Source organism: Mesorhizobium sp. M0815 (assembly GCF_040319995.1).
Lineage (GTDB): Bacteria > Pseudomonadota > Alphaproteobacteria > Rhizobiales > Rhizobiaceae > Mesorhizobium.
Genome location: NZ_JAMYOU010000002.1, coordinates 379186 through 398209, shown reverse-complemented (window position 1 = coordinate 398209; position 19024 = coordinate 379186). Strand labels below are relative to the sequence as shown.

General features: G+C 62.3%; 17 protein-coding genes. 14 read left to right on the top strand and 3 right to left on the bottom strand.

The genetic code is table 11. The annotated features are described in order from the left end of the window. The first annotated feature begins 6 nt into the window (after window positions 1-6). Window positions 7-1266 (top strand): flavin-containing monooxygenase, encoded by a 1260-nt coding sequence (locus tag NKI01_RS04600; RefSeq protein WP_352962036.1) that lies wholly within the window; start codon window positions 7-9, stop codon window positions 1264-1266. Here the strand turns inward: NKI01_RS04600 and NKI01_RS04595 are convergent. Further along, window positions 1263-2273: an MBL fold metallo-hydrolase gene (locus NKI01_RS04595; RefSeq protein ID WP_352588018.1), complete on the bottom strand. Its 1011-nt coding sequence runs from the start codon at window positions 2271-2273 to the stop codon at window positions 1263-1265. The genes NKI01_RS04600 and NKI01_RS04595 overlap by 4 nt on opposite strands. A gap of 281 nt (window positions 2274-2554) precedes the next feature. On the opposite strand from NKI01_RS04595, the gene NKI01_RS04590 reads away from it, so the two are divergent. Beyond that, window positions 2555-3094 carry a protease inhibitor Inh/omp19 family protein gene (locus NKI01_RS04590; RefSeq protein WP_023723103.1) on the top strand — a complete coding sequence of 180 codons (540 nt, stop codon included), beginning with the start codon at window positions 2555-2557 and terminating at the stop codon, window positions 3092-3094. A 144-nt stretch (window positions 3095-3238) separates the two neighbouring features. Next, window positions 3239-4435: a cell division protein ZapE gene (gene zapE / locus NKI01_RS04585; protein ID WP_352962032.1), complete on the top strand. Its 1197-nt coding sequence runs from the start codon at window positions 3239-3241 to the stop codon at window positions 4433-4435. Window positions 4436-4522: 87 nt separating this feature from the next. Here zapE and NKI01_RS04580 read toward each other — a convergent pair whose 3' ends face one another. Further along, window positions 4523-4951: a GNAT family N-acetyltransferase gene (locus tag NKI01_RS04580; RefSeq protein ID WP_352845364.1), complete on the bottom strand. Its 429-nt coding sequence runs from the start codon at window positions 4949-4951 to the stop codon at window positions 4523-4525. 232 nt (window positions 4952-5183) lie between these two features. On the opposite strand from NKI01_RS04580, the gene mdh reads away from it, so the two are divergent. From mdh to lpdA, 11 genes are read left to right on the top strand one after another with little or no spacing between them, the layout of a single operon-like run. Then, window positions 5184-6152 carry a malate dehydrogenase gene (gene mdh, locus NKI01_RS04575; RefSeq protein WP_023723107.1) on the top strand — a complete coding sequence of 323 codons (969 nt, stop codon included), beginning with the start codon at window positions 5184-5186 and terminating at the stop codon, window positions 6150-6152. Between the two features lie 40 nt (window positions 6153-6192). After that, window positions 6193-7386: an ADP-forming succinate--CoA ligase subunit beta gene (gene sucC, locus NKI01_RS04570; protein WP_023723108.1), complete on the top strand. Its 1194-nt coding sequence runs from the start codon at window positions 6193-6195 to the stop codon at window positions 7384-7386. An 18-nt stretch (window positions 7387-7404) separates the two neighbouring features. After that, window positions 7405-7788, top strand: a complete 384-nt coding sequence (locus tag NKI01_RS04565) for a hypothetical protein (RefSeq protein WP_023723109.1) — start codon at window positions 7405-7407, stop codon at window positions 7786-7788. A gap of 18 nt (window positions 7789-7806) precedes the next feature. Beyond that, window positions 7807-8178 carry a cupin domain-containing protein gene (locus tag NKI01_RS04560; RefSeq protein WP_023723110.1) on the top strand — a complete coding sequence of 124 codons (372 nt, stop codon included), beginning with the start codon at window positions 7807-7809 and terminating at the stop codon, window positions 8176-8178. 49 nt (window positions 8179-8227) lie between these two features. Next, window positions 8228-9130: a succinate--CoA ligase subunit alpha gene (gene sucD, locus NKI01_RS04555; RefSeq protein WP_023723111.1), complete on the top strand. Its 903-nt coding sequence runs from the start codon at window positions 8228-8230 to the stop codon at window positions 9128-9130. Between the two features lie 41 nt (window positions 9131-9171). Next, window positions 9172-9918 carry a hypothetical protein gene (locus NKI01_RS04550; protein WP_023723112.1) on the top strand — a complete coding sequence of 249 codons (747 nt, stop codon included), beginning with the start codon at window positions 9172-9174 and terminating at the stop codon, window positions 9916-9918. A 36-nt stretch (window positions 9919-9954) separates the two neighbouring features. Continuing rightward, on the top strand, window positions 9955-12942 hold the full coding sequence (locus NKI01_RS04545; protein ID WP_352588022.1) for a 2-oxoglutarate dehydrogenase E1 component: 2988 nt from the start codon (window positions 9955-9957) through the stop codon (window positions 12940-12942). Between the two features lie 48 nt (window positions 12943-12990). Further along, a complete protein-coding gene (gene odhB / locus NKI01_RS04540) occupies window positions 12991-14292 on the top strand; it encodes a 2-oxoglutarate dehydrogenase complex dihydrolipoyllysine-residue succinyltransferase (RefSeq protein ID WP_352481049.1) in 1302 nt (433 codons plus the stop codon). Between the two features lie 23 nt (window positions 14293-14315). Beyond that, on the top strand, window positions 14316-14843 hold the full coding sequence (locus tag NKI01_RS04535) for a hypothetical protein (protein ID WP_352481048.1): 528 nt from the start codon (window positions 14316-14318) through the stop codon (window positions 14841-14843). Beyond that, window positions 14840-15589 (top strand): SDR family oxidoreductase, encoded by a 750-nt coding sequence (locus NKI01_RS04530; RefSeq protein WP_502899419.1) that lies wholly within the window; start codon window positions 14840-14842, stop codon window positions 15587-15589. The genes NKI01_RS04535 and NKI01_RS04530 overlap by 4 nt, the downstream gene beginning before the upstream one ends. A gap of 17 nt (window positions 15590-15606) precedes the next feature. After that, window positions 15607-17013 carry a dihydrolipoyl dehydrogenase gene (gene lpdA, locus NKI01_RS04525; protein WP_352910344.1) on the top strand — a complete coding sequence of 469 codons (1407 nt, stop codon included), beginning with the start codon at window positions 15607-15609 and terminating at the stop codon, window positions 17011-17013. 936 nt (window positions 17014-17949) lie between these two features. Here lpdA and NKI01_RS04520 read toward each other — a convergent pair. Next, on the bottom strand, window positions 17950-19017 hold the full coding sequence (locus NKI01_RS04520; RefSeq protein ID WP_023722719.1) for a TraB/GumN family protein: 1068 nt from the start codon (window positions 19015-19017) through the stop codon (window positions 17950-17952). Window positions 19018-19024 lie beyond the last annotated feature (7 nt).

Sequence of the window (19024 nt, the reverse complement as noted above, 5' to 3'; positions counted from 1 at the left end):
TTTCCAATGACTGAGCGTTGGGACACGATCATTATTGGTGGCGGCCAGGCGGGGCTCGCCATGAGTTACTATCTTCACCAACATGAACGTGAGCATGTCGTGTTGGAACGCGCGCGTATTGCCGGACGCTGGCGGACTGAGCGTTGGGATTCGCTTCGGTTTCAATTCATCAACCAGGCAATAGAGCTTCCTGGGGTTTCTTATCAGGACCCTGAACCGGAAGGATTCGCCCACCACACCGCCATCACGCGGTTCATCGAGCACTATGCGGCAAAAATTGCAGCTCCGGTTCGCGAGGGTGTGGAGGTCACGAAGCTCCGACACAGGGATACCGGCGATTATGCGTTGGAGACAAACGCCGGCAGCATGACGGCCCGCAATGTCGTTGTGGCGACGGGCCCTTTCCAGCGTTCGATGGTACCGGCGGCGGCCAAGGATTTGCCTCGATCCGTTTACCAGGTTTACGCTTCGAGGTACCGCAACCCCGACGAGCTTCCCCCCGGAGTGGTGCTGGTGGTGGGCAGTGGTGCATCCGGCAGCCAGATTGCGGATGAACTCCAGCAATCCGGGCGCGATGTCTATCTTTCGGTCAGTCCGCATCGTCGGGTGCCGCGGCGCTATCGCGGCCAGGATGTTTTGTGGTGGTTCGACAAAATGGGACGTTTCGAGATCACTATCGATAGTTTCCCGGAGCGGCGGTATCCCCCCTCGACCGTCGTAACCGGTGTCAACGGCGGTTACGATATGAACGTCCGCCGTTTTGCACGCGATGGTGGAGTGGTGCTGGGACGTGTGCTCGGATGCGCCGATGGAAAACTGTTGGTGGCCGGGGATGCCTCGCAGATATTGGCTGAAGCCGATAGGTCCTATGACGATTTTGTCTCCGCGGCAGAGGCGCTGGCAGAGAAACCTGAAGTCGCGGACCACATCAGCGATGGCAATGAACGCTCAGCAACGCCAATCCTGGCGGAAGTCGGCGGCGCCCGGTCAGTGGATATCTCCGGCGAGAACGTCGGCTCGGTCATCTGGGGAACGGGATATCGCTTCGACTATAACTGGATCGATTTACCAATTTTCGATTCGCGCAACGCACCTATTCAACAGCGTGGCGTGACAGCCTTTCCCGGCCTGTACTTTCTTGGCCTTCATTGGATGCATACCTTCGGCTCCGGCCTTCTTTCATATGTGGGCCGCGACGCCGCCCATATAGCCAGGCATATGGAAGCTTTGCAGCCGCCTTCGCCGTCAGGCCAGCCGCCGCGCTAAACCTCTGGCACGTCCCAGACTTCGCCCGGCTGCAAGGCACGGAAACGATCCCGCGGCAGACCGGCGGCTCCAAGCGCTTCGCCGAGCTTTCTGGCCGGCTCGTCGATCGGCTCGTTGGTGAGCCGGAATGTGCCCCAGTGGCAGCCGGCGGCATAGCCAGCGTTGCACAAAAGCATGCCTTGCACCGCCTCCTCCGGATCCTGGTGATGCGGCGCCATGAACCAGCGCGGCTCGTAGGCGCCGATCGGCAGGATGGCGAGGCGGAAGCCGCCATGCTTTTCAGCCATCAGCCGGTAGTTGATACCGCCGTGGAAGCCGGTATCGCCGGCAAAATAGATCTTTGCACTTGGCGTTTCGACGACGAAACCCGCCCACAGCGCCATGCGCCGGTCGCGAGTACCGCGGGCCGACCAGTGGTGCACCGGCTCGACATGCACGGCGACGTCATCGCCGATATCGACCCGATCGCCCCAGTCATGCGCGGAAAGCCGCATACCGGGAACGGCAGCGCCGATGATGGCGTCGTTGCCGAGCGGCGTCAGCAGTAGCGGGTCGTGCGTTGCCTTCAGGCGCTTCAGCGTGGCGAGGTCGAGATGGTCGTAATGGTTGTGGCTGACCAGCACGAGGTCGATCGGCGGCAGATGGGAAAAGGCGATGCCCGGCGGATTGACGCGTTTCGGCCCGGCGAACGAGATTGGCGAGACACGCCGCGACCAGACCGGATCGGTAAGGATGTTCAGGCCGGCTGTCTGGACGAGCAGCGAGGAATGGCCGACCATGGTGAGGCGGAGCGCTGCACCATCGATCCGCTCGACCGGTCTTGCCGGTGGAAACGGACTCGGATTCGCCGCCGGCCATTTCGAGCGCTCGCCGCTCAATTGCCATTTCAACAGATCGGCAAAGCGACCCGGCGGCCGGCCGTCGGGATTGAAGAACAAGGTGCCGTCGAAATGATCGCTGGGCGGGCCGCTGTAATAGCGGTTGGCGGCTCTCTTTCTCGCGGCCAAGAAATCGGCTCCCTGCAGTTTGCTGATCGCCAAGAGATAATGCCGGAGCCAGCTGGCGCAAGCATTTGAGGTGAACGTCAAGGATTTGGAGCCGGCGCGCCGTATCGCACCGACCCGGAGGTATCAGCCAGGCAATGTGCATTTTGCGATAAATTTGCAACATTAGCGGCGCAAACCGTATTTTAACCATATCGGGTTGAAATTTCGCCACCTTCTCCATCTTGGTGAGAGGGACATTGCGCGGACGGCACCCCCCAGCCGGATCCGACGGAGGTTGAAGAATGAGATTTTCGAAAACCGGCCTGCTGGCCGTATCGCTGGCCGCGCTCGTTGCGAGCGGCTGTTCAACCTCGCGGTTCTCATCAATGGACGAGCAGCAGCCGGCGCCGCTGGAAGCTGCGCCCGCCGGCAAGGTGACTGCAAACCAGCTGCCGCCCCCGGCGACACCCGGCCCGGCCGATCCGTCGAAATTTCCAACCGCGCCGCAGAACACCCAGGTCGCCTCGTTGCCGCCCGACGGGACGGCGCCGGCCGGCGCGGCCGACCTGACCGCCTCCAGCGTCGCCGGCGTGTGGAAGGCAAGCGTGTCCGGCCAGAGCTGTCAGGTGGCGACGCCGCAGACCAAATTCGGCTCGGGCTATCGCGCCGGACCGCTGCATTGCCCGGCGCCGCTCGACGGCATCAAATCCTGGAACGTCGCCGGCAAACAGCTGACGCTCTTTGACGAGAACGGCGGCACGCTGGCACGGCTGTATTCCTCGGGCGGCGAGAAATTCGACGGCCAGACTTCCAACGGCCTGCCGATCTCGCTAACAAGGTAATCGAACCGCCCCTATTGTTACGCAAATTCCGGACGGAAAACCGTTATACACTTTCCTGGAATTGCCCTCTTTTGTTTTTTACGCAATTCCGGACAGAAAACCGCTACACACTTTTCTTGGAATTGCTCCGGAACGACGTGACCGATGCATCTGCGTGACGGCCTCCAGACCCATGCGACCGTCAAGCAGCGCTACGACCATCTGGTCGAGACGGGCGCCATCGGGCGCGACCCGGCGCAGGAGCGGATCGCCGCTGCGCTCGACCGGATGATCGACGAAATATCGGCAAAGCGGCTGGCGCATAAATCAAGCGCACTTGGGTGGCTGTTCGCCCGCAAGCGCGAAGTGCACGAGGCAGTCAAGGGCCTCTACATCCATGGCGGCGTCGGCCGCGGCAAAACCATGCTGATGGATATGTTCTTCGAGCTGCTGCCGGTGCGGCGCAAGCGCCGCGTGCATTTCAACGATTTCATGGCCGACGTGCAGGATCGCATCCAGAAGCACCGGCAGGCTCGCAAGAACGGCACGGCCAAGGAGGACGATCCGATCCCACCGGTGGCGCGCGCGCTGGCCGAGGAAGCCTGGGTGCTGTGCTTCGACGAGTTTTCGGTCACCGACATCGCCGATGCGATGATCCTGTCCAGGTTGTTTTCGGCGTTGTTTGCCAATGGCGTGGTGCTGGTCGCCACTTCCAATGTCGCGCCGCAGGAGCTCTACCGTGACGGCCTGAACCGTCAGTTGTTCTTGCCGTTTGTTGCTATCTTGGAGCGCCACGCGCAGGTGCTGGCGCTGGACGCCGACAAGGATTACCGCCTCGACAAGCTCAGCCGCATGCCGGTCTACGTCACCCCGGCCGATGCCGCCGCCGACCATGCGCTCGACGACGCCTGGGCGGTGATGACGCATGGCAGGCCGACGGCCGAGACGATGCTGATGGTGAAGGGCCGGCATGTCGTAGTGCCGCGTGCTGCCGGCGAGGCGGCGCGGTTTTCCTTCGCTGATCTCTGCGAGAGGCCGCTCGGCGCCCGTGACTATCTTGCCATCGCCGGCCGTTTCTCGACCATCTTCATCGACCATGTGCCGGTGCTCGGCGAAGGCAAGCGCAACGAAGCCAAGCGCTTCATCCTGCTGGTCGATACGCTCTACGATCATCATGTGCGGCTGGTGATGAGCGCCGCAGCACCGCCGCCGCAGCTCTATACGGCCAAGCGCGGCAACGAGGTCTTCGAGTTCGAGCGCACCGCATCGCGGCTGATCGAGATGCAGAGCCACGACTGGCTGGAGGATTGGGTGGAAAGGCAGAAGGCGCGGGGATCATCGACAGAGGCGCGGCAGGCTTAGGGCTAGGAGCCCGATGCCCAGCAGGCTGATCTGCAGCGCTCCTTCACACCTGTCCAGCCATCGTTAAAAGGGTCCGGCCCGCCGCGTCTATAATCGATAAACATACATCACAAAATCCTCCGCCGGCCCATGCGGCACCTTTCGCGACTCGTAAAGTGCGCGAGCAGCAACATTGTCCGGCTCGGTGCCGACCCAGGCCTCCTCACAACCATGCTCGCGACCGAGTGCGAACATGGCGTCGAGCATCCTCGTCGCAATGCCCTGGCGTTGAAAGGCCGGCGCCACGCCGACCTCGTCTATGTAGAGTTCGCTCACCTTGTCCGGGTGCCGGTGGACGATCGCGGCGCATTGGCCGATAACGACGCCGTCGGCGAGGGCCACGATCATGAAATGGCCGGGCGCCGCGAGATAGGCAGAGAGTCGATCCGGCCTGACCGGCTCATCGAAAACCTCGTCGGCAACCCACATCACAAGGGCGTCATCGCCCGGAAATAGCCTTCTGATTTCAGATGCCATTGTGTAGAATTCCTCTAGCCGGCTTCAGAACTTTTACGTTTACGTAAGTCCCATTGTTTCTAACCGATTGAAATTACTCACTCCAAAATAATCGTTTGAATTTTTGCACGGCCGGGGCTATTGCGTGCGGCGAATTTCGCGGTTCCGCAGCATTCCGGCCTCTTCCTCCGACGCCGTCATCAAATCGCCAAGGATTTGGGCGCCGTCATAGTCAAAGGGAAAACATCCTGACATGGCACGCAACAAGATAGCGCTCATCGGCTCGGGCATGATCGGCGGCACCCTCGCCCACATGGTCGGCCTCAAGGATCTCGGCGACGTCGTGCTGTTCGATATCGCCGAAGGCATCCCGCAAGGCAAGGGGCTGGACATCGCGCAGTCGTCGCCGGTCGATGGGTTCGACTCCAGGCTGACCGGCGTCAACGACTATGCCGGCATCGAGGGCGCCGACGTCTGCATCGTCACCGCCGGCGTGCCGCGCAAGCCCGGCATGAGCCGCGACGATCTTCTGGGCATCAATCTGAAGGTGATGGAGCAGGTCGGCGCCGGCCTCAAGAAATACGCGCCGAAGGCCTTCGTCATCTGCATCACCAATCCGCTCGACGCCATGGTCTGGGCGCTGCAGAAGTTTTCCGGCCTGCCGAAGAGCCATGTCGTCGGCATGGCCGGCGTGCTCGACAGTTCGCGCTTCCGTTATTTCCTGGCCGAGGAATTCAAGGTCTCGGTCGAGGATGTCACCGCCTTCGTGCTCGGTGGCCACGGCGATTCCATGGTGCCGATGATCCGCTATTCCACCGTTGCCGGCATCCCGCTGCCCGACCTCATCAAGATGGGCTGGACCTCGAAGGAGCGGCTCGACCAGATCGTGCAGCGCACCCGCGACGGCGGCGCCGAGATCGTCGGCCTGCTCAAGACCGGTTCGGCCTTCTACGCGCCCGCCGCCTCGGCCATCGCCATGGCCGAAGCCTATCTCAAGGACAAGAAGCGGGTGCTGCCCTGTGCTGCCTTTCTTTCCGGCCAATATGGCGTCAAGAACACCTATGTCGGCGTTCCCGTGGTGATCGGCGCCGGCGGCGTCGAGCGTATCATCGAGATCGAACTGGCGAAAAGCGAACAGAAGATGTTCGACAGTTCGGTCGCCGCGGTGCAGGGTCTGTGCGACGCCTGCGTCAAGATCGCTCCGCATCTCGCGGCCAAATAAGCCGGCAACCAAGCCCGCCAAACAGCTGGAGACATAGCGCATGAACATCCATGAGTATCAGGGCAAGGCGCTGCTGAAAGGTTTTGGCGCACCGGTGGCCGAGGGCGTGCCGGTGTTCAAGGCGAGCGAGGCGGAAGCCGCCGCCAAGGCGCTGCCCGGCCCGCTCTATGTGGTCAAGAGCCAGATCCATGCCGGCGGCCGCGGCAAGGGCAAGTTCACGGAGCTCGGCGCCGATGCGAAGGGCGGCGTCAGGCTGGCGAAGTCGGTGGCCGAGGTCGTCGCCAACGCCAAGGAGATGCTCGGCCATACGCTGGTCACCAAGCAGACCGGCCCGGCCGGCAAGCAGGTCAACCGGCTCTACATCGAGGACGGCGCTGACATCGAGCGCGAGCTCTATCTGTCGATCCTGGTCGACCGCTCGGTCGGGCGCGTCGCCTTCGTCGTCTCGACCGAGGGCGGCATGGACATCGAGGCGGTCGCCCACGACACGCCGGAAAAGATCATCACCGTCGCCATCGACCCGGAAAAGGGCGTGACGGCCGACGATGTGAACACGCTCAACGCCGCACTGAGGCTCGACGGCGACGCCGCCAAAGATGGTGGCACGCTGTTTCCGATCCTCTACAAGGCATTTGTCGAGAAGGACATGAGCCTGCTCGAGATCAACCCGCTGATCGTCATGAAGAGCGGCCGGCTGCGCGTGCTCGACGCAAAAGTGTCGTTCGACAACAATGCGCTGTTCCGCCACCCGGACGTGCTCGAATTGCGCGACACCACCGAAGAGGACGAGAAGGAGATCGAGGCGTCGAAATACGACCTCGCCTATGTCGCGCTCGACGGCAATATCGGCTGCATGGTCAACGGCGCCGGCCTTGCCATGGCGACGATGGACATCATCAAGCTCTACGGCGCCGAGCCGGCCAACTTCCTCGATGTCGGCGGCGGCGCGTCTAAGGAAAAAGTGACGGCGGCGTTCAAGATCATCACCAAGGATCCAGCGGTCAAAGGCATTCTGATCAATATCTTCGGCGGCATCATGAAGTGCGACATCATCGCTGAGGGCGTCATCGCCGCGGTCAAGGAGGTCGGCCTGCAAGTGCCGCTGGTTGTGCGGCTGGAAGGAACCAATGCCGAGCTCGGCAAGAAGATCATCAACGACAGCGGGCTGAACGTAGTGTCGGCCGATGATCTCGACGATGCGGCCAAGAAGATCGTGGCGGCGGTGAAACACTGAGAAACTAGGAGCGTTGCGTTGGGTAGCTTCCCCATTCACTGGGAAGAAGAGGTTCAGAGCTTGGACCAGCTGCCCGACCGCAGCCCCTATTCGGTCGAGGAAATCGAACAATACCTTTGGGAGTGCCACTATCATTGGAAGCTGGACGAAAAACCGATGCACTACAAAGTGCGGGGCGTAGTCGCTGAGGAGACCGATAATTATCGACGTTTCTGGCTTTATCAGGTGTCAGATGAGATTGGGCGCGAGTGGTACGTCGTCGTCGGAGCAGGAAAGAGCCCGTTCAAACCTACGATGAAAATGAGAGCCTGGATGTATGGCAAAGAGAATGATCTCGGACATGCACCTGACCGTTTCCTGCGGGATGAGATTGATGAACAGCACGCTGCCGATGCCCGATGACGGAAAAGGAATGAGCCTGTGCCTCCGCACAAGATAAACCTCGTCGAGGCGGCGGATACGAAGATCAAGAAGGTCTTCGATCCGCATATTGCCGGCGACGTGAACGACAGCCAGGTCAAGATCGCCAAGTTCGGCGACGTCTTCGACTGGCACGCGCACGACAATGAAGACGAGGCCTTCCTGGTGCTGCGCGGCCGCATCGCCATCGATTTCCGCGACGGCACGGTGGAGCTTTCCAGCGGCGAGTTCATCGTCGTGCCGCGCGCCGTCGAGCACCGGCCGCGCTCGCTGAGCGAAGAACCTGTGGTGCTGATGTTCGAGCCGGCGACGACGCTCAACACCGGCAACGCCAAGAGCGACCTGACCGTCGCCGAGCTGAAGCGGTTGTGACGATGAGCGCGCGGCCTTCCCCGATCAACGGTTTTTGAAAAGGACCACCATGTCCATTCTCGTCGACAAGAACACCAAGGTGCTGGTGCAGGGCCTGACCGGCAAGACCGGCACGTTCCACACCGAACAGGCGCTGGCCTATCACGGCACGAAAATGGTCGGCGGCATCCATCCCAAGAAGGGCGGCGAGATCTGGACCGGCGCCAAGGGCGAGGCACTGCCGATCTTCGCCACCGTAGCCGAAGGCAAGGCGAAGACCGGCGCCAACGCTTCGGTCGTCTACGTGCCGCCGGCGGGTGCCGCCGAAGCGATCCTGGAAGCGATCCAGGCCGAGATCCCGCTGATCGTCTGCATCACCGAGGGCATACCGGTGATGGACATGATCAAGGTCAAGGCGAGGCTCGACCGCTCGAAATCGCGGCTGATCGGGCCGAACTGCCCCGGCGTGCTGACCCCCGACCAATGCAAGATCGGTATCATGCCCGGCAACATCTTCCGCAAGGGCTCGGTCGGCGTTGTTTCGCGCTCGGGAACGCTTACCTATGAGGCGGTGTTCCAGACCACCAATGTCGGTCTCGGCCAGACCACCGCCGTCGGCATTGGCGGCGATCCGGTCAAAGGCACGGAGTTCATCGACGTGCTGGAGATGTTCCTTGCCGACGATGAGACCAAGTCGATCATCATGATCGGTGAGATCGGCGGCTCGGCCGAGGAAGACGCCGCGCAGTTCCTCAAGGATGAGGCAAAGCGTGGCCGCAGCAAGCCGATGGCGGGCTTCATCGCCGGGCGCACGGCGCCGGCGGGCCGCACCATGGGCCATGCGGGCGCGGTCATCTCGGGCGGCAAGGGCGGCGCGGAAGACAAGATCGCGGCGATGGAATCGGCCGGCATCAAGGTATCGCCGTCGCCAGCACGGCTCGGTACGACGCTGGTCGAGGCGATCAAGGGTTAAGAAAGTGAGCAGTCGAGCTTTCGAATGTCGATGAGCAGGACATGGAAGACGAGAAGCGCATCATCCTATGCATACCCGGCCCTTGGGAAGGCAGGTCGGCCTTTGTGCGCGCCGTTGCAGAGGCGTCGATGCCTTCAGCTGATTATGTGGCTGCGGGGATGATCGTGATGCACGGCCCGAGCAAAGCTGCGTTCGAGTTTGATTTCTGCGACCGCGACGAGGACATGACGAGAGCCTTCGCTAGCGCTGGCCTCGTCAACGAGCTCGGTAAGGATGTCATCGACAAAATCGCCTCGCATAGGAGCGTCGTCTACCTGCTTTCCACATCCCCACAAACGAAGGAAACGTCGATTTCCGTCGCAAAAGCGGCAGCCCATCTGATCAAGGCCGGCGGTCTTGGCGTGAAGGTCGAAACGGCCGGCAAGGCATTCTCAGCCGATCAATGGCTTGAACGCACAAGCGGTGATTTTGTTGAGATCTATGGACTGATGGTTCTGGATTCTGTCTCGGATGGCACGACGACCTACAGCTGCGGCATGCGTAATTTGGGGCTTTGGGATTCTATCGTTTCAGGTGACGAATTTCAGTCTGCCGTCAAGCTGCTTCGCGGCTTCAACATGTATCAACTTTACGAAAGCCCCGAGCTTTTGGCCGGTCAGACGTTTGGACTGGAAGCAGGCGCACCGCGATATCGTTTGAGTGTGGAGACGCAGCAGCCAGACGGGGAACACAATCTGTATACGAACCCTTTTGGCATGTGGCGGCTTAGCCGCGTGGTAGCGCATTAGGGATAGGGAGAACGGAGTAGCACTCCGCTAGGCAAAATGGCACGACAAGATCAAACCAACGACCAGTTTTCGCTTACCTCGTTTCTCTATGGCGGCAATGCCGACTATATCGACGCGCTTTATGCCGCTTATGAGGACGATCCCGCGTCGGTCGATCCCGAATGGCAGGACTTTTTCGCGGCGCTGAAGGACGACGCTGGCGACGTGCGCAAGAATGCCAAGGGCGCCTCATGGGCCAAGCCCTCCTGGCCGATGCAGGCCAATGGCGAGCTTGTCTCGGCGCTGGACGGCAATTGGGGCCTGGTCGAAAAGCACATCGAAAAGAAGGTGAAGGACCGAGCAGCCGGCAACGGCGCAGCGCTTTCCGACGCCGACGTGCATCAGGCGACGCGCGATTCCGTCCGCGCCATCATGATGATCCGCGCCTTTCGCATGCGCGGCCACCTGCATGCCAATCTCGATCCGCTCGGCATTGCCAAGCCGCTCGAGGATTATAACGAGCTGTCGCCGGAGAATTACGGCTTCACCGAAGCCGATTACGACCGGCCGATCTTCCTCGACAATGTGCTCGGGCTGGAATTCGGCACCATCCGGCAGATGCTCGACATCCTGACCCGGACCTATTGCTCGACGCTCGGCGTCGAATTCATGCATATCTCCGATCCCGAGGAGAAGGCCTGGATCCAGGCGCGCATCGAGGGCGCCGACAAGGAGATCTCCTTCACCGCCACCGGCAAGAAGGCGATCCTGCAAAAGCTGGTCGAGGCCGAAGGCTTCGAGCAGTTCATCGACGTCAAGTACAAGGGAACCAAGCGCTTCGGCCTCGATGGCGGCGAGTCGCTGATCCCGGCGCTGGAGCAGATCGTCAAGCGCGGCGGCCAGCTCGGCATGAAGGAGATCGTGCTCGGCATGGCGCATCGCGGCCGGCTGAACGTTTTGTCGCAGGTGATGGCCAAGCCGCACCGCGCCATTTTCCACGAGTTCAAGGGCGGCTCGGCCGCGCCCGACGAGGTCGAAGGCTCGGGCGACGTGAAGTACCATCTCGGTGCCTCATCCGACCGCGAGTTCGACGGCAACAAGGTGCATCTGTCGCTGACCGCCAACCCATCGCATCTGGAAATCGTCGATCCGGTGGTTATGGGCAAGGCGCGCGCCAAGCAGGACTATCTGTTTGGCCGCAGCCGCGAGGAGATCGTGCCGCTGGAAGAGCGCGCCAAGGTGCTGCCGCTGCTGCTGCATGGCGATGCGGCCTTTGCCGGCCAGGGCGTGATTGCCGAAATCCTCGGCCTGTCTGGCCTGCGTGGCCACCGCGTCGCCGGCACGCTGCATTTCATCATCAACAACCAGATCGGCTTCACCACCAACCCGCGCTTTTCGCGTTCGTCGCCCTATCCGTCCGACGTGGCCAAGATGATCGAGGCGCCGATCTTCCACGTCAATGGCGACGATCCGGAAGCTGTGGTCCATGCCACCAAGGTGGCGATCGAATTCCGCATGAAGTTCCACAAGCCGGTGGTGGTGGACATGTTCTGCTATCGCCGCTTCGGCCATAACGAGGGCGACGAGCCGGCCTTCACCCAGCCGATCATGTATCGCAAGATCCGCAACCAGAAGACGACCATGCAGATCTATGCCGACCGGCTGATCGCCGAAGGCCACATCAGCCAGGCCGAGCTCGAAAAGATGAAGGCCGACTGGCGGGCGCATCTCGAGCAGGAATTCGAGGTCGGCCAGCACTATAAGCCGAACAAGGCGGACTGGCTGGACGGCGCCTGGTCCGGCCTGCGCTCGGCCGACAACCAGGACGAACAGCGGCGCGGCAAGACCGCGGTACCGGTCAAGACGCTGAAGGAGATCGGCAAGAAGCTGACCGAGGTGCCGAAGGATTTCGAGGCACACAAGACGATCATCCGCTTCCTCGACAACCGCCGCCAGGCGATCGAGTCGGGCGAAGGCATCGACTGGTCGACGGCCGAGGCGCTGGCCTTCGGCGCCATCCTGCTCGACGGCAATCCGATCCGGCTGTCCGGACAGGATTCGGAGCGCGGTACCTTCTCGCAGCGCCATTCAGTGCTCTACGACCAGCGCGATGAGACCCGCTACATCCCACTCAACAATCTGTCGGCGGCGCAGGCCGGCTTCGAGGTCATCAACTCGATGCTGTCGGAAGAGGCCGTGCTCGGCTTCGAATATGGCTACTCGCTGGCTGAGCCGAAGGCGCTGACGCTGTGGGAAGCGCAGTTCGGCGACTTCGCCAATGGCGCCCAAGTGGTGTTCGACCAGTTCATCTCGTCGGGCGAGCGCAAGTGGCTCAGAATGTCGGGCCTCGTCTGCCTGCTGCCGCACGGCTATGAAGGCCAGGGGCCGGAGCATTCGTCGGCCCGGCTCGAGCGCTTCCTGCAGCTTTGCGCGGAAGACAACATGCAGGTCGCCAACGTCACGACGCCGGCCAACTACTTCCACATCTTGCGCCGGCAATTGAAGCGGGACTTCCGCAAGCCGCTGATCCTGATGACGCCGAAGTCGCTGCTGCGCCACAAGCGGGCGGTGTCGACGCTGCCGGAAATGTCGGGCGAAAGCGCCTTTCACCGGCTGTTGTGGGACGACGCCCAGCTGCTGTCGGGCCAGGCCATCAAGCTCACCAAGGATTCGAAGATCCGCCGTGTCGTGCTCTGTTCGGGCAAGGTCTACTACGACCTCTACGAAGAGCGCGAGAAGCGCGGCATCAACGACATCTACCTGCTGCGCGTCGAGCAGCTCTATCCGTTCCCGGCCAAGGCGCTGATCACCGAACTGTCGCGCTTCCGCAATGCCGAGATGGTGTGGTGCCAGGAGGAGCCCAAGAACATGGGCGCCTGGTCGTTCATCGATCCGTATCTCGAATGGGTGCTGGCGCATATCGACGCCAAGCACCAGCGGGTGCGCTATACCGGCCGGCCGGCCGCCGCCTCGCCGGCGACCGGATTGATGTCGAAGCATCTCGCCCAGCTTGCCGCCTTGCTCGACGACGCGCTTGGTGAATAGAACAGAACTGGGCGGATAAAATAGAACCGAAAGAAACGGACAGGCACAATGGCAACCGAAATCCGCGTCCCGACACTTGGTGAATCCGTCACCGAGGCGACCATCGGCAAATGGTTCAAGAAGGTCGGCGACGCGATCGCCGCCGATGAGCCGCTGGTCGAACTCGAAACCGACAAGGTGACGGTGGAAGTGCCGGCCGCCGCCGCGGGCACGCTCAGCGAGATCGCCGTCAAGGAAGGCGAGACGGTTGGCGTCGGGGCGCTGCTCGGCACGATTTCGGCAGGCGCCGGCGCAGCAGCCAATGCTGCCGCCGCTCCGGCAGCGAAGCCGGACGCGGTGTCGCAGGCCTCGGCTCCGACCGCGGCCTCGAGCGTCCAGCAGGCCGCGGCCGAGACGGCCAAGATCGCCGGCGACGCCGGCGCGATTGAGACACGCACAATGCCGCCGGCGCCGTCGGCGGCAAAGCTGCTGGCCGAGCACAATCTTGCGGTCGACCAGGTCTCGGGCTCGGGCAAGCGCGGCCAGGTGCTGAAAGGCGACGTGCTCGACCTGATCGCCAGGGGCGCGCCGTCGCAGCCGGCCGAAATGCCAAAGGCAGCACCTGTGTCGGCACCTGTCGCCGCGCGCGCGCCGTCCTCGGCCGACGATGCGTCGCGCGAGGAGCGCGTGCGCATGACCAAGCTGCGCCAGACCATCGCGCGCCGCCTCAAGGAAGCGCAATCGACCGCCGCGATGCTGACCACCTTCAACGAGGTCGACATGAGCGCGGTGATGGCGCTGAGGAGCAAATACAAGGACGTGTTCGAGAAGAAGCACGGCGTGAAGCTCGGCTTCATGGGTTTCTTCACCAAGGCCGTCACCCATGCGCTGAAGGAGATCCCGTCCGTCAACGCCGAGATCGACGGCACCGACATCATCTTCAAGAACTACGCCCATATCGGCGTCGCCGTTGGTACCGAAAAAGGCCTTGTCGTGCCGGTCGTGCGCAATGCCGACCAGATGTCCATCGCCGAAATCGAGAAGGACATCGGCAGGCTCGGGCTTGCGGCGCGCGACGGCAAGCTATCGGTTGCGGATATGCAAGGCGGCACGTTTACGATTTCCAACGGTGGCGTTTACGGGTCGCTGATGTCGACGCCGATCCTCAATGCGCCGCAGTCGGGCATTTTGGGCATGCACAAGATCCAGGAGCGGCCGGTGGTGGTCGGCGGCCAGATCGTCATCCGGCCGATGATGTATCTGGCGCTGTCCTACGATCACCGCATCGTCGACGGCAAGGAAGCGGTGACGTTCCTGGTGCGGGTCAAGGAAAGCCTGGAGGATCCCGAGCGGCTGGTGCTCGACCTCTAGGGGCGGCCCGAGTGAGCCGGAGAATGGATCTGCGCCACCGGATTGGTTCCTCTCGTTTCCGGTCCGGTTTGTTTGTCACGATCTCCGCACTCGGCGTGCAGACGGTCTCCGCTGCGCTTGCCGCCTGCCCGCTCGAACTGGCCGTCTACGGCGACACTGAAAACGCAGCCGAGATCGATTTCAGGCCAACCGGCGAATCGGCCGCCGTCACCAACAGTTTCAAGATGGTGCTCGACAAGGGCGTCGTTCTCGACGGAATCGTCATGTGGACGGAGGGCGTGGCGCGGCCGCATGGCTCACTGATGTACAAATGCCCGGCCGGCGACGTCACCGGCGACGAGCTCGCCGCCTGCACTGTGTGGGAGGGGGTCATCTATACGGCCGACGACCAGGGCAATATCGCGTTGCTGCCGGGCGAAGGAAAGGATGCGCCGAAGAAGCTGATCCTGCCCGATCTGGGGGCGTCGTTGCAGATGTCGGCGGCCTATGGCGCCAACGGCTTTTCCAAGGTGCCCTGGGACGTCTTTGCCCTGAAAGGATGTCAGGAATGAGCGGAAAAATCCTGCTGGTGACCGGCGGCAGCCGCGGCATTGGCGCCGCTACATGCAGGCTTGCCGCCGAGGCCGGCTGCCGCGTTGCGGTCAATTACGCGTCGAATGCAAAAGCGGCCGAAACGGTGGTCGCCGACATCGAGGCCGGCGGCGGAGAAGCCTTTGCCCTCAAGGCCGATGTCGGCAGCGAGACGGATGTGCTGGCCATGTTCGAGGCGGTCGAAGACCGCTTCGGCGGGCTTGATGCGCTGGTCAACAATGCCGGTGTCGTCGACAGCCTGTCACGGGTCGACGAGATGTCGTTCGCGCGGCTCGAGCGCATGATGCGGATCAATGTGATTGGGCCGATGCTTTGCGCACGCGAAGCGGTGAAGCGCATGTCGACCAGAAATGGCGGCAAGGGCGGCGCCATCGTCAATTTGTCTTCGATCGCGGCAAGGCTTGGCGGGGCAGGTCAATATATCGACTACGCAGCCTCCAAGAACGCGATCAACGCCTTCACTGTCGGCCTGGCGCGGGAAGTGGCCGAGGAAGGCGTCCGTGTCAACGCGGTCAGCCCGGGCATCATCGACACGGAAATTCATGCCTCCGGCGGGCAGCCGGATCGCGCCGAGAAAATGGGCCGGGTGGTGCCGATGCAGCGCGCAGGCACTGCCGAGGAAGTCGCGGCCGCAATTCTCTGGCTGCTGTCGGACGAGGCCTCCTATACGACAGGCGCCAATCTGGAAGTCGGCGGCGGCCGCTAAAGCAAAGGGACAGTATCATGGCCTATGACGTCGTTATCATCGGATCGGGACCGGGCGGCTATGTCTGCGCCATCAAGGCGGCACAGCTCGGCCTGAAGACGGCGGTGGTCGAAAAGAACCCGACCTTCGGCGGTACCTGCCTCAACATCGGCTGCATCCCGTCAAAGGCGCTGCTGCATGCGTCCGAGATGTTTGCCGAGGCCGGCCATTCCTTCGACGCGCTCGGCGTCGAGATCGGCGCGCCCAAGCTCAATCTCGGCAAGATGATGGCACACAAGGATGCGACGGTGACGGCCAACGTCAATGGCGTCGCCTTCCTGTTCAAGAAGAACAAGATCGACAGTTTTCGTGGCACCGGCAAGGTAGTTGCGGCCGGCAAGGTGTCGGTGACCTCCGATGACGGCAAGGTCGAGGAGATCGAGACCAAGAACATCGTCATCGCCACCGGCTCCGACGTCGCCGGCATTCCCGGCGTCAAGGTCGATTTCGACGAGAAGGTGATCATCTCGTCGACCGGCGCGCTGTCGCTGGACAAGGTGCCGGGCCATCTGGTGGTGGTCGGCGGCGGTGTCATCGGGCTGGAGCTCGGCTCGGTATGGGCGCGGCTCGGCGCCAAGGTCACCGTGGTCGAGTTCCTCGACACCATCCTGGGCGGCATGGATGGCGAGGTCTCCAAGCAGTTCCAGCGCCTGCTGTCGAAGCAGGGCTTTGAGTTCAGGCTGGGCGCCAAGGTGACCGGCGTCGCCAAGGCCAAGAAGGGAGCGACGGTCACCTTCGAGCCAGTCAAAGGCGGGGCGGCCGAGACGATCGAGGCCGACGCCGTGCTGATCGCGACGGGACGACGGGCCTATTCGGACGCTCTCGGGCTTAAGGAGGCAGGCGTCGACGTCGACGAGCGCGGCTGGGTCAAGACCGACGGCCATCTCAGGACCAACGTCCCCGGTATCTACGCCATCGGCGATGTCATCGCCGGCCCGATGCTCGCCCACAAGGCCGAGGACGAGGGCGTGGCGGTGGCCGAAACCATTGCCGGCCAGGCCGGGCATGTGAACTATGACGTGATTCCGAGCGTCGTCTACACCACGCCGGAAATCGCTTCGGTCGGCAAGACCGAAGAAGAATTGAAGAAGGCCGGCGTCGACTACAAGGCGGGAAAATTCCCGTTCAGCGCCAATGGCCGGGCGCGCGCCATGCTGCACACCGACGGCTTTGTGAAAATCCTGGCCGACAAGGCCAGCGACCGCGTGCTCGGCGTCCACATCGTCGGCTTCGGCGCCGGCGAGATGATCCACGAGGCGGCGGTGCTGATGGAATTTGGCGGCTCGTCGGAAGACCTAGCCCGCACCTGTCACGCCCATCCGACAATGTCGGAGGCGGTCAAGGAGGCGGCATTGGCGACGTTCTTCAAGCCCATCCATATCTGAGCAAACGCGGTGAATCGCAAAGCTTAGAGATTGGCTGAAACATCCGCGATTCGTCATCCCAGGGCGGAGCAGGAGCGGAGCGATGTCGCGGAGACCCTGGGATCCATGCCGTTACCTAAGCGGCAGTGTTCCGGCGAACCAGAATCGAGTGCCTCTTCGCATCGGCTGGTAACCGGTGATTCTGCACCACCGCATTCTTCGGCGGATGTCACGGCATGGATCCCAGGGTCTGCGCTCCGCTTCGCGTTCGCTCCGCCCTGGGATGACGAAGCCATCGACGGCTGTTCCCAAAAACAAAACGGCCCGCCTTTCAGCGGGCCGTTCATATATTAAGTCGGCAGTCTGATTACTGAGGGGCCGGTGCTGGTGCCGGGGCCGGGGCTGGGGCTGGCGCGGGTGCAGGTTCTGCCGGAGCGGGAGCCGGAGCGGGTGTTGCCGGAGCTGGCGCAGGAGCCGGTTCGGCTGGCTTCATCGGCTCGGCAGGTGCTGGAGCCGGAGCCGGTGTGCTGGCTGCGGGCGGTTCGGCAGGCGCAGGTGCCTCGCTACGTCTTCCAAAAACATAATAGGCGACAATTGCCAGGATAACGACGACCAGGGCAATCAGCCAGCCGCTGCCGCCGCCGCGTGGCCGTGCGGTACCCGGTGAGGTGAATGGGTCGTTCGGATTGGGTGTGTTCGCCATAAAAGTGTCCTCCGTGGATGAAAAACATCAAGTAATAGCCATCAACGTACAATCGTTGAATCGGTTTCACATTAGGCGTTGAAAACGCCGAAAACAGGGCAATTCTGATCCGGAATCGCTTGCAGGCATGCATTTCCACCGCAAAATGGGTTCGATCGAGCCAAACCGAACCTTTTTCAGTTTCTTGGCACGAAGCGCGGGTGGTCCGCCGTCGCGCCACAGCAATGATTCGGTGTGCAACTCCGCCGTGTTGTTCAGTTGACGGCGGTCACCGTGTAGCCGGTCTTGCGGAAACCCTCGACCAAGCCTTGCGCTCCGGGAAGGTGCATGGCGCCTACCGCCATGAAGACATTGCCGTGGGCGAGGATCGGCGCTGCCCGATCGACCATCACCTTGTTGCGGCTGGTGATCATGGTCTGCTCGAATTCGGCGTAACCCGATTGGTCGTCGACCTGTTCGGGAATGACGGTCCGAAACAGCGGTACGTACATGCCAGTGTCGCCACGCCGGTAAAGCACGATCATGGTTTCGTTGACGTCGTTCACCTTGTCGCCAAGCTTCAGCGTATCGACCAGCCCCTTCAGGTGAAAGGCGATCGGCAGCGAAGCCATGGCGCGCAACTGGTCGGCGATTGTCTCCAGCCCCTCGACTGATTTGCCCGAAGCCTCGGCGTCCTTGGCAAGCTTGACGTCGAGCACCGGTGCGCCGCCAGCTTGGCGGGCGACTTCGCATGCAGGCAGCGCCACCATCGCCGACAGCAACCAGGGCTTCATCTTGGCGACGGTCGCTGGCGGGATGCCACGCGCATCGAGCGCCTTGTTGACCACCGCCGCATCCTGCGGCGACAGCAGCGACGAAAGCGTCGTCTTGTCGGTGAACATCATCAGATCCGGCTCTTTCAGCAGTGCGGCCATCATCTTCTGCTTGTCGAGCACTTCGGTGGTCTCGATGATGACGGTGCCAGCCGCATCGAATGCCTTCTGCGCGGCGGGCGGCAGCGTGGTGACGCGCGGGTCGGTAACGTGCATGGTGCCGAACAGGAAAGACGGTTTTTCGCCTGATTTTTCGAGCTTCCACAGCAGGCCCTTGCCGTTCGGCGTCACTGCCGCGTCCGCCTCGATCTTGCGGTAGGTGGCCGGGTCGTCCTTTTGCAGCGCGCCCAGCATATCGGTACCGGCGCAGACCGGGATCTCGGCGCGTGCCTTGCCTGCGGCGAGCAGCGCGATGATGAGGAAGGAGAGGAAAAACAGGGCGTTGAGCGCGACAAGCAGCTTCAGCGACACATGGGTCGCGCGGTCGGCGATGGCGATGAGGCGTTTCATGCTGCGG

What these genes read in the sequence shown, in the direction of transcription:
- NKI01_RS04600 (WP_352962036.1), top strand. Translation starts at nt 7, where the DNA reads ATGACTGAGCGTTGGGACACGATCATTATTGGTGGCGGCCAGGCGGGG.
- NKI01_RS04590 (WP_023723103.1), top strand. Translation starts at nt 2,555, where the DNA reads ATGAGATTTTCGAAAACCGGCCTGCTGGCCGTATCGCTGGCCGCGCTC.
- zapE (WP_352962032.1), top strand. Translation starts at nt 3,239, where the DNA reads ATGCATCTGCGTGACGGCCTCCAGACCCATGCGACCGTCAAGCAGCGC.
- NKI01_RS04580 (WP_352845364.1), bottom strand. Translation starts at nt 4,951, where the DNA reads ATGGCATCTGAAATCAGAAGGCTATTTCCGGGCGATGACGCCCTTGTG.
- mdh (WP_023723107.1), top strand. Translation starts at nt 5,184, where the DNA reads ATGGCACGCAACAAGATAGCGCTCATCGGCTCGGGCATGATCGGCGGC.
- sucC (WP_023723108.1), top strand. Translation starts at nt 6,193, where the DNA reads ATGAACATCCATGAGTATCAGGGCAAGGCGCTGCTGAAAGGTTTTGGC.
- sucD (WP_023723111.1), top strand. Translation starts at nt 8,228, where the DNA reads ATGTCCATTCTCGTCGACAAGAACACCAAGGTGCTGGTGCAGGGCCTG.
- NKI01_RS04550 (WP_023723112.1), top strand. Translation starts at nt 9,172, where the DNA reads ATGGAAGACGAGAAGCGCATCATCCTATGCATACCCGGCCCTTGGGAA.
- NKI01_RS04545 (WP_352588022.1), top strand. Translation starts at nt 9,955, where the DNA reads ATGGCACGACAAGATCAAACCAACGACCAGTTTTCGCTTACCTCGTTT.
- odhB (WP_352481049.1), top strand. Translation starts at nt 12,991, where the DNA reads ATGGCAACCGAAATCCGCGTCCCGACACTTGGTGAATCCGTCACCGAG.
- NKI01_RS04535 (WP_352481048.1), top strand. Translation starts at nt 14,316, where the DNA reads ATGGATCTGCGCCACCGGATTGGTTCCTCTCGTTTCCGGTCCGGTTTG.
- NKI01_RS04530 (WP_502899419.1), top strand. Translation starts at nt 14,840, where the DNA reads ATGAGCGGAAAAATCCTGCTGGTGACCGGCGGCAGCCGCGGCATTGGC.
- lpdA (WP_352910344.1), top strand. Translation starts at nt 15,607, where the DNA reads ATGGCCTATGACGTCGTTATCATCGGATCGGGACCGGGCGGCTATGTC.
- NKI01_RS04520 (WP_023722719.1), bottom strand. Translation starts at nt 19,017, where the DNA reads ATGAAACGCCTCATCGCCATCGCCGACCGCGCGACCCATGTGTCGCTG.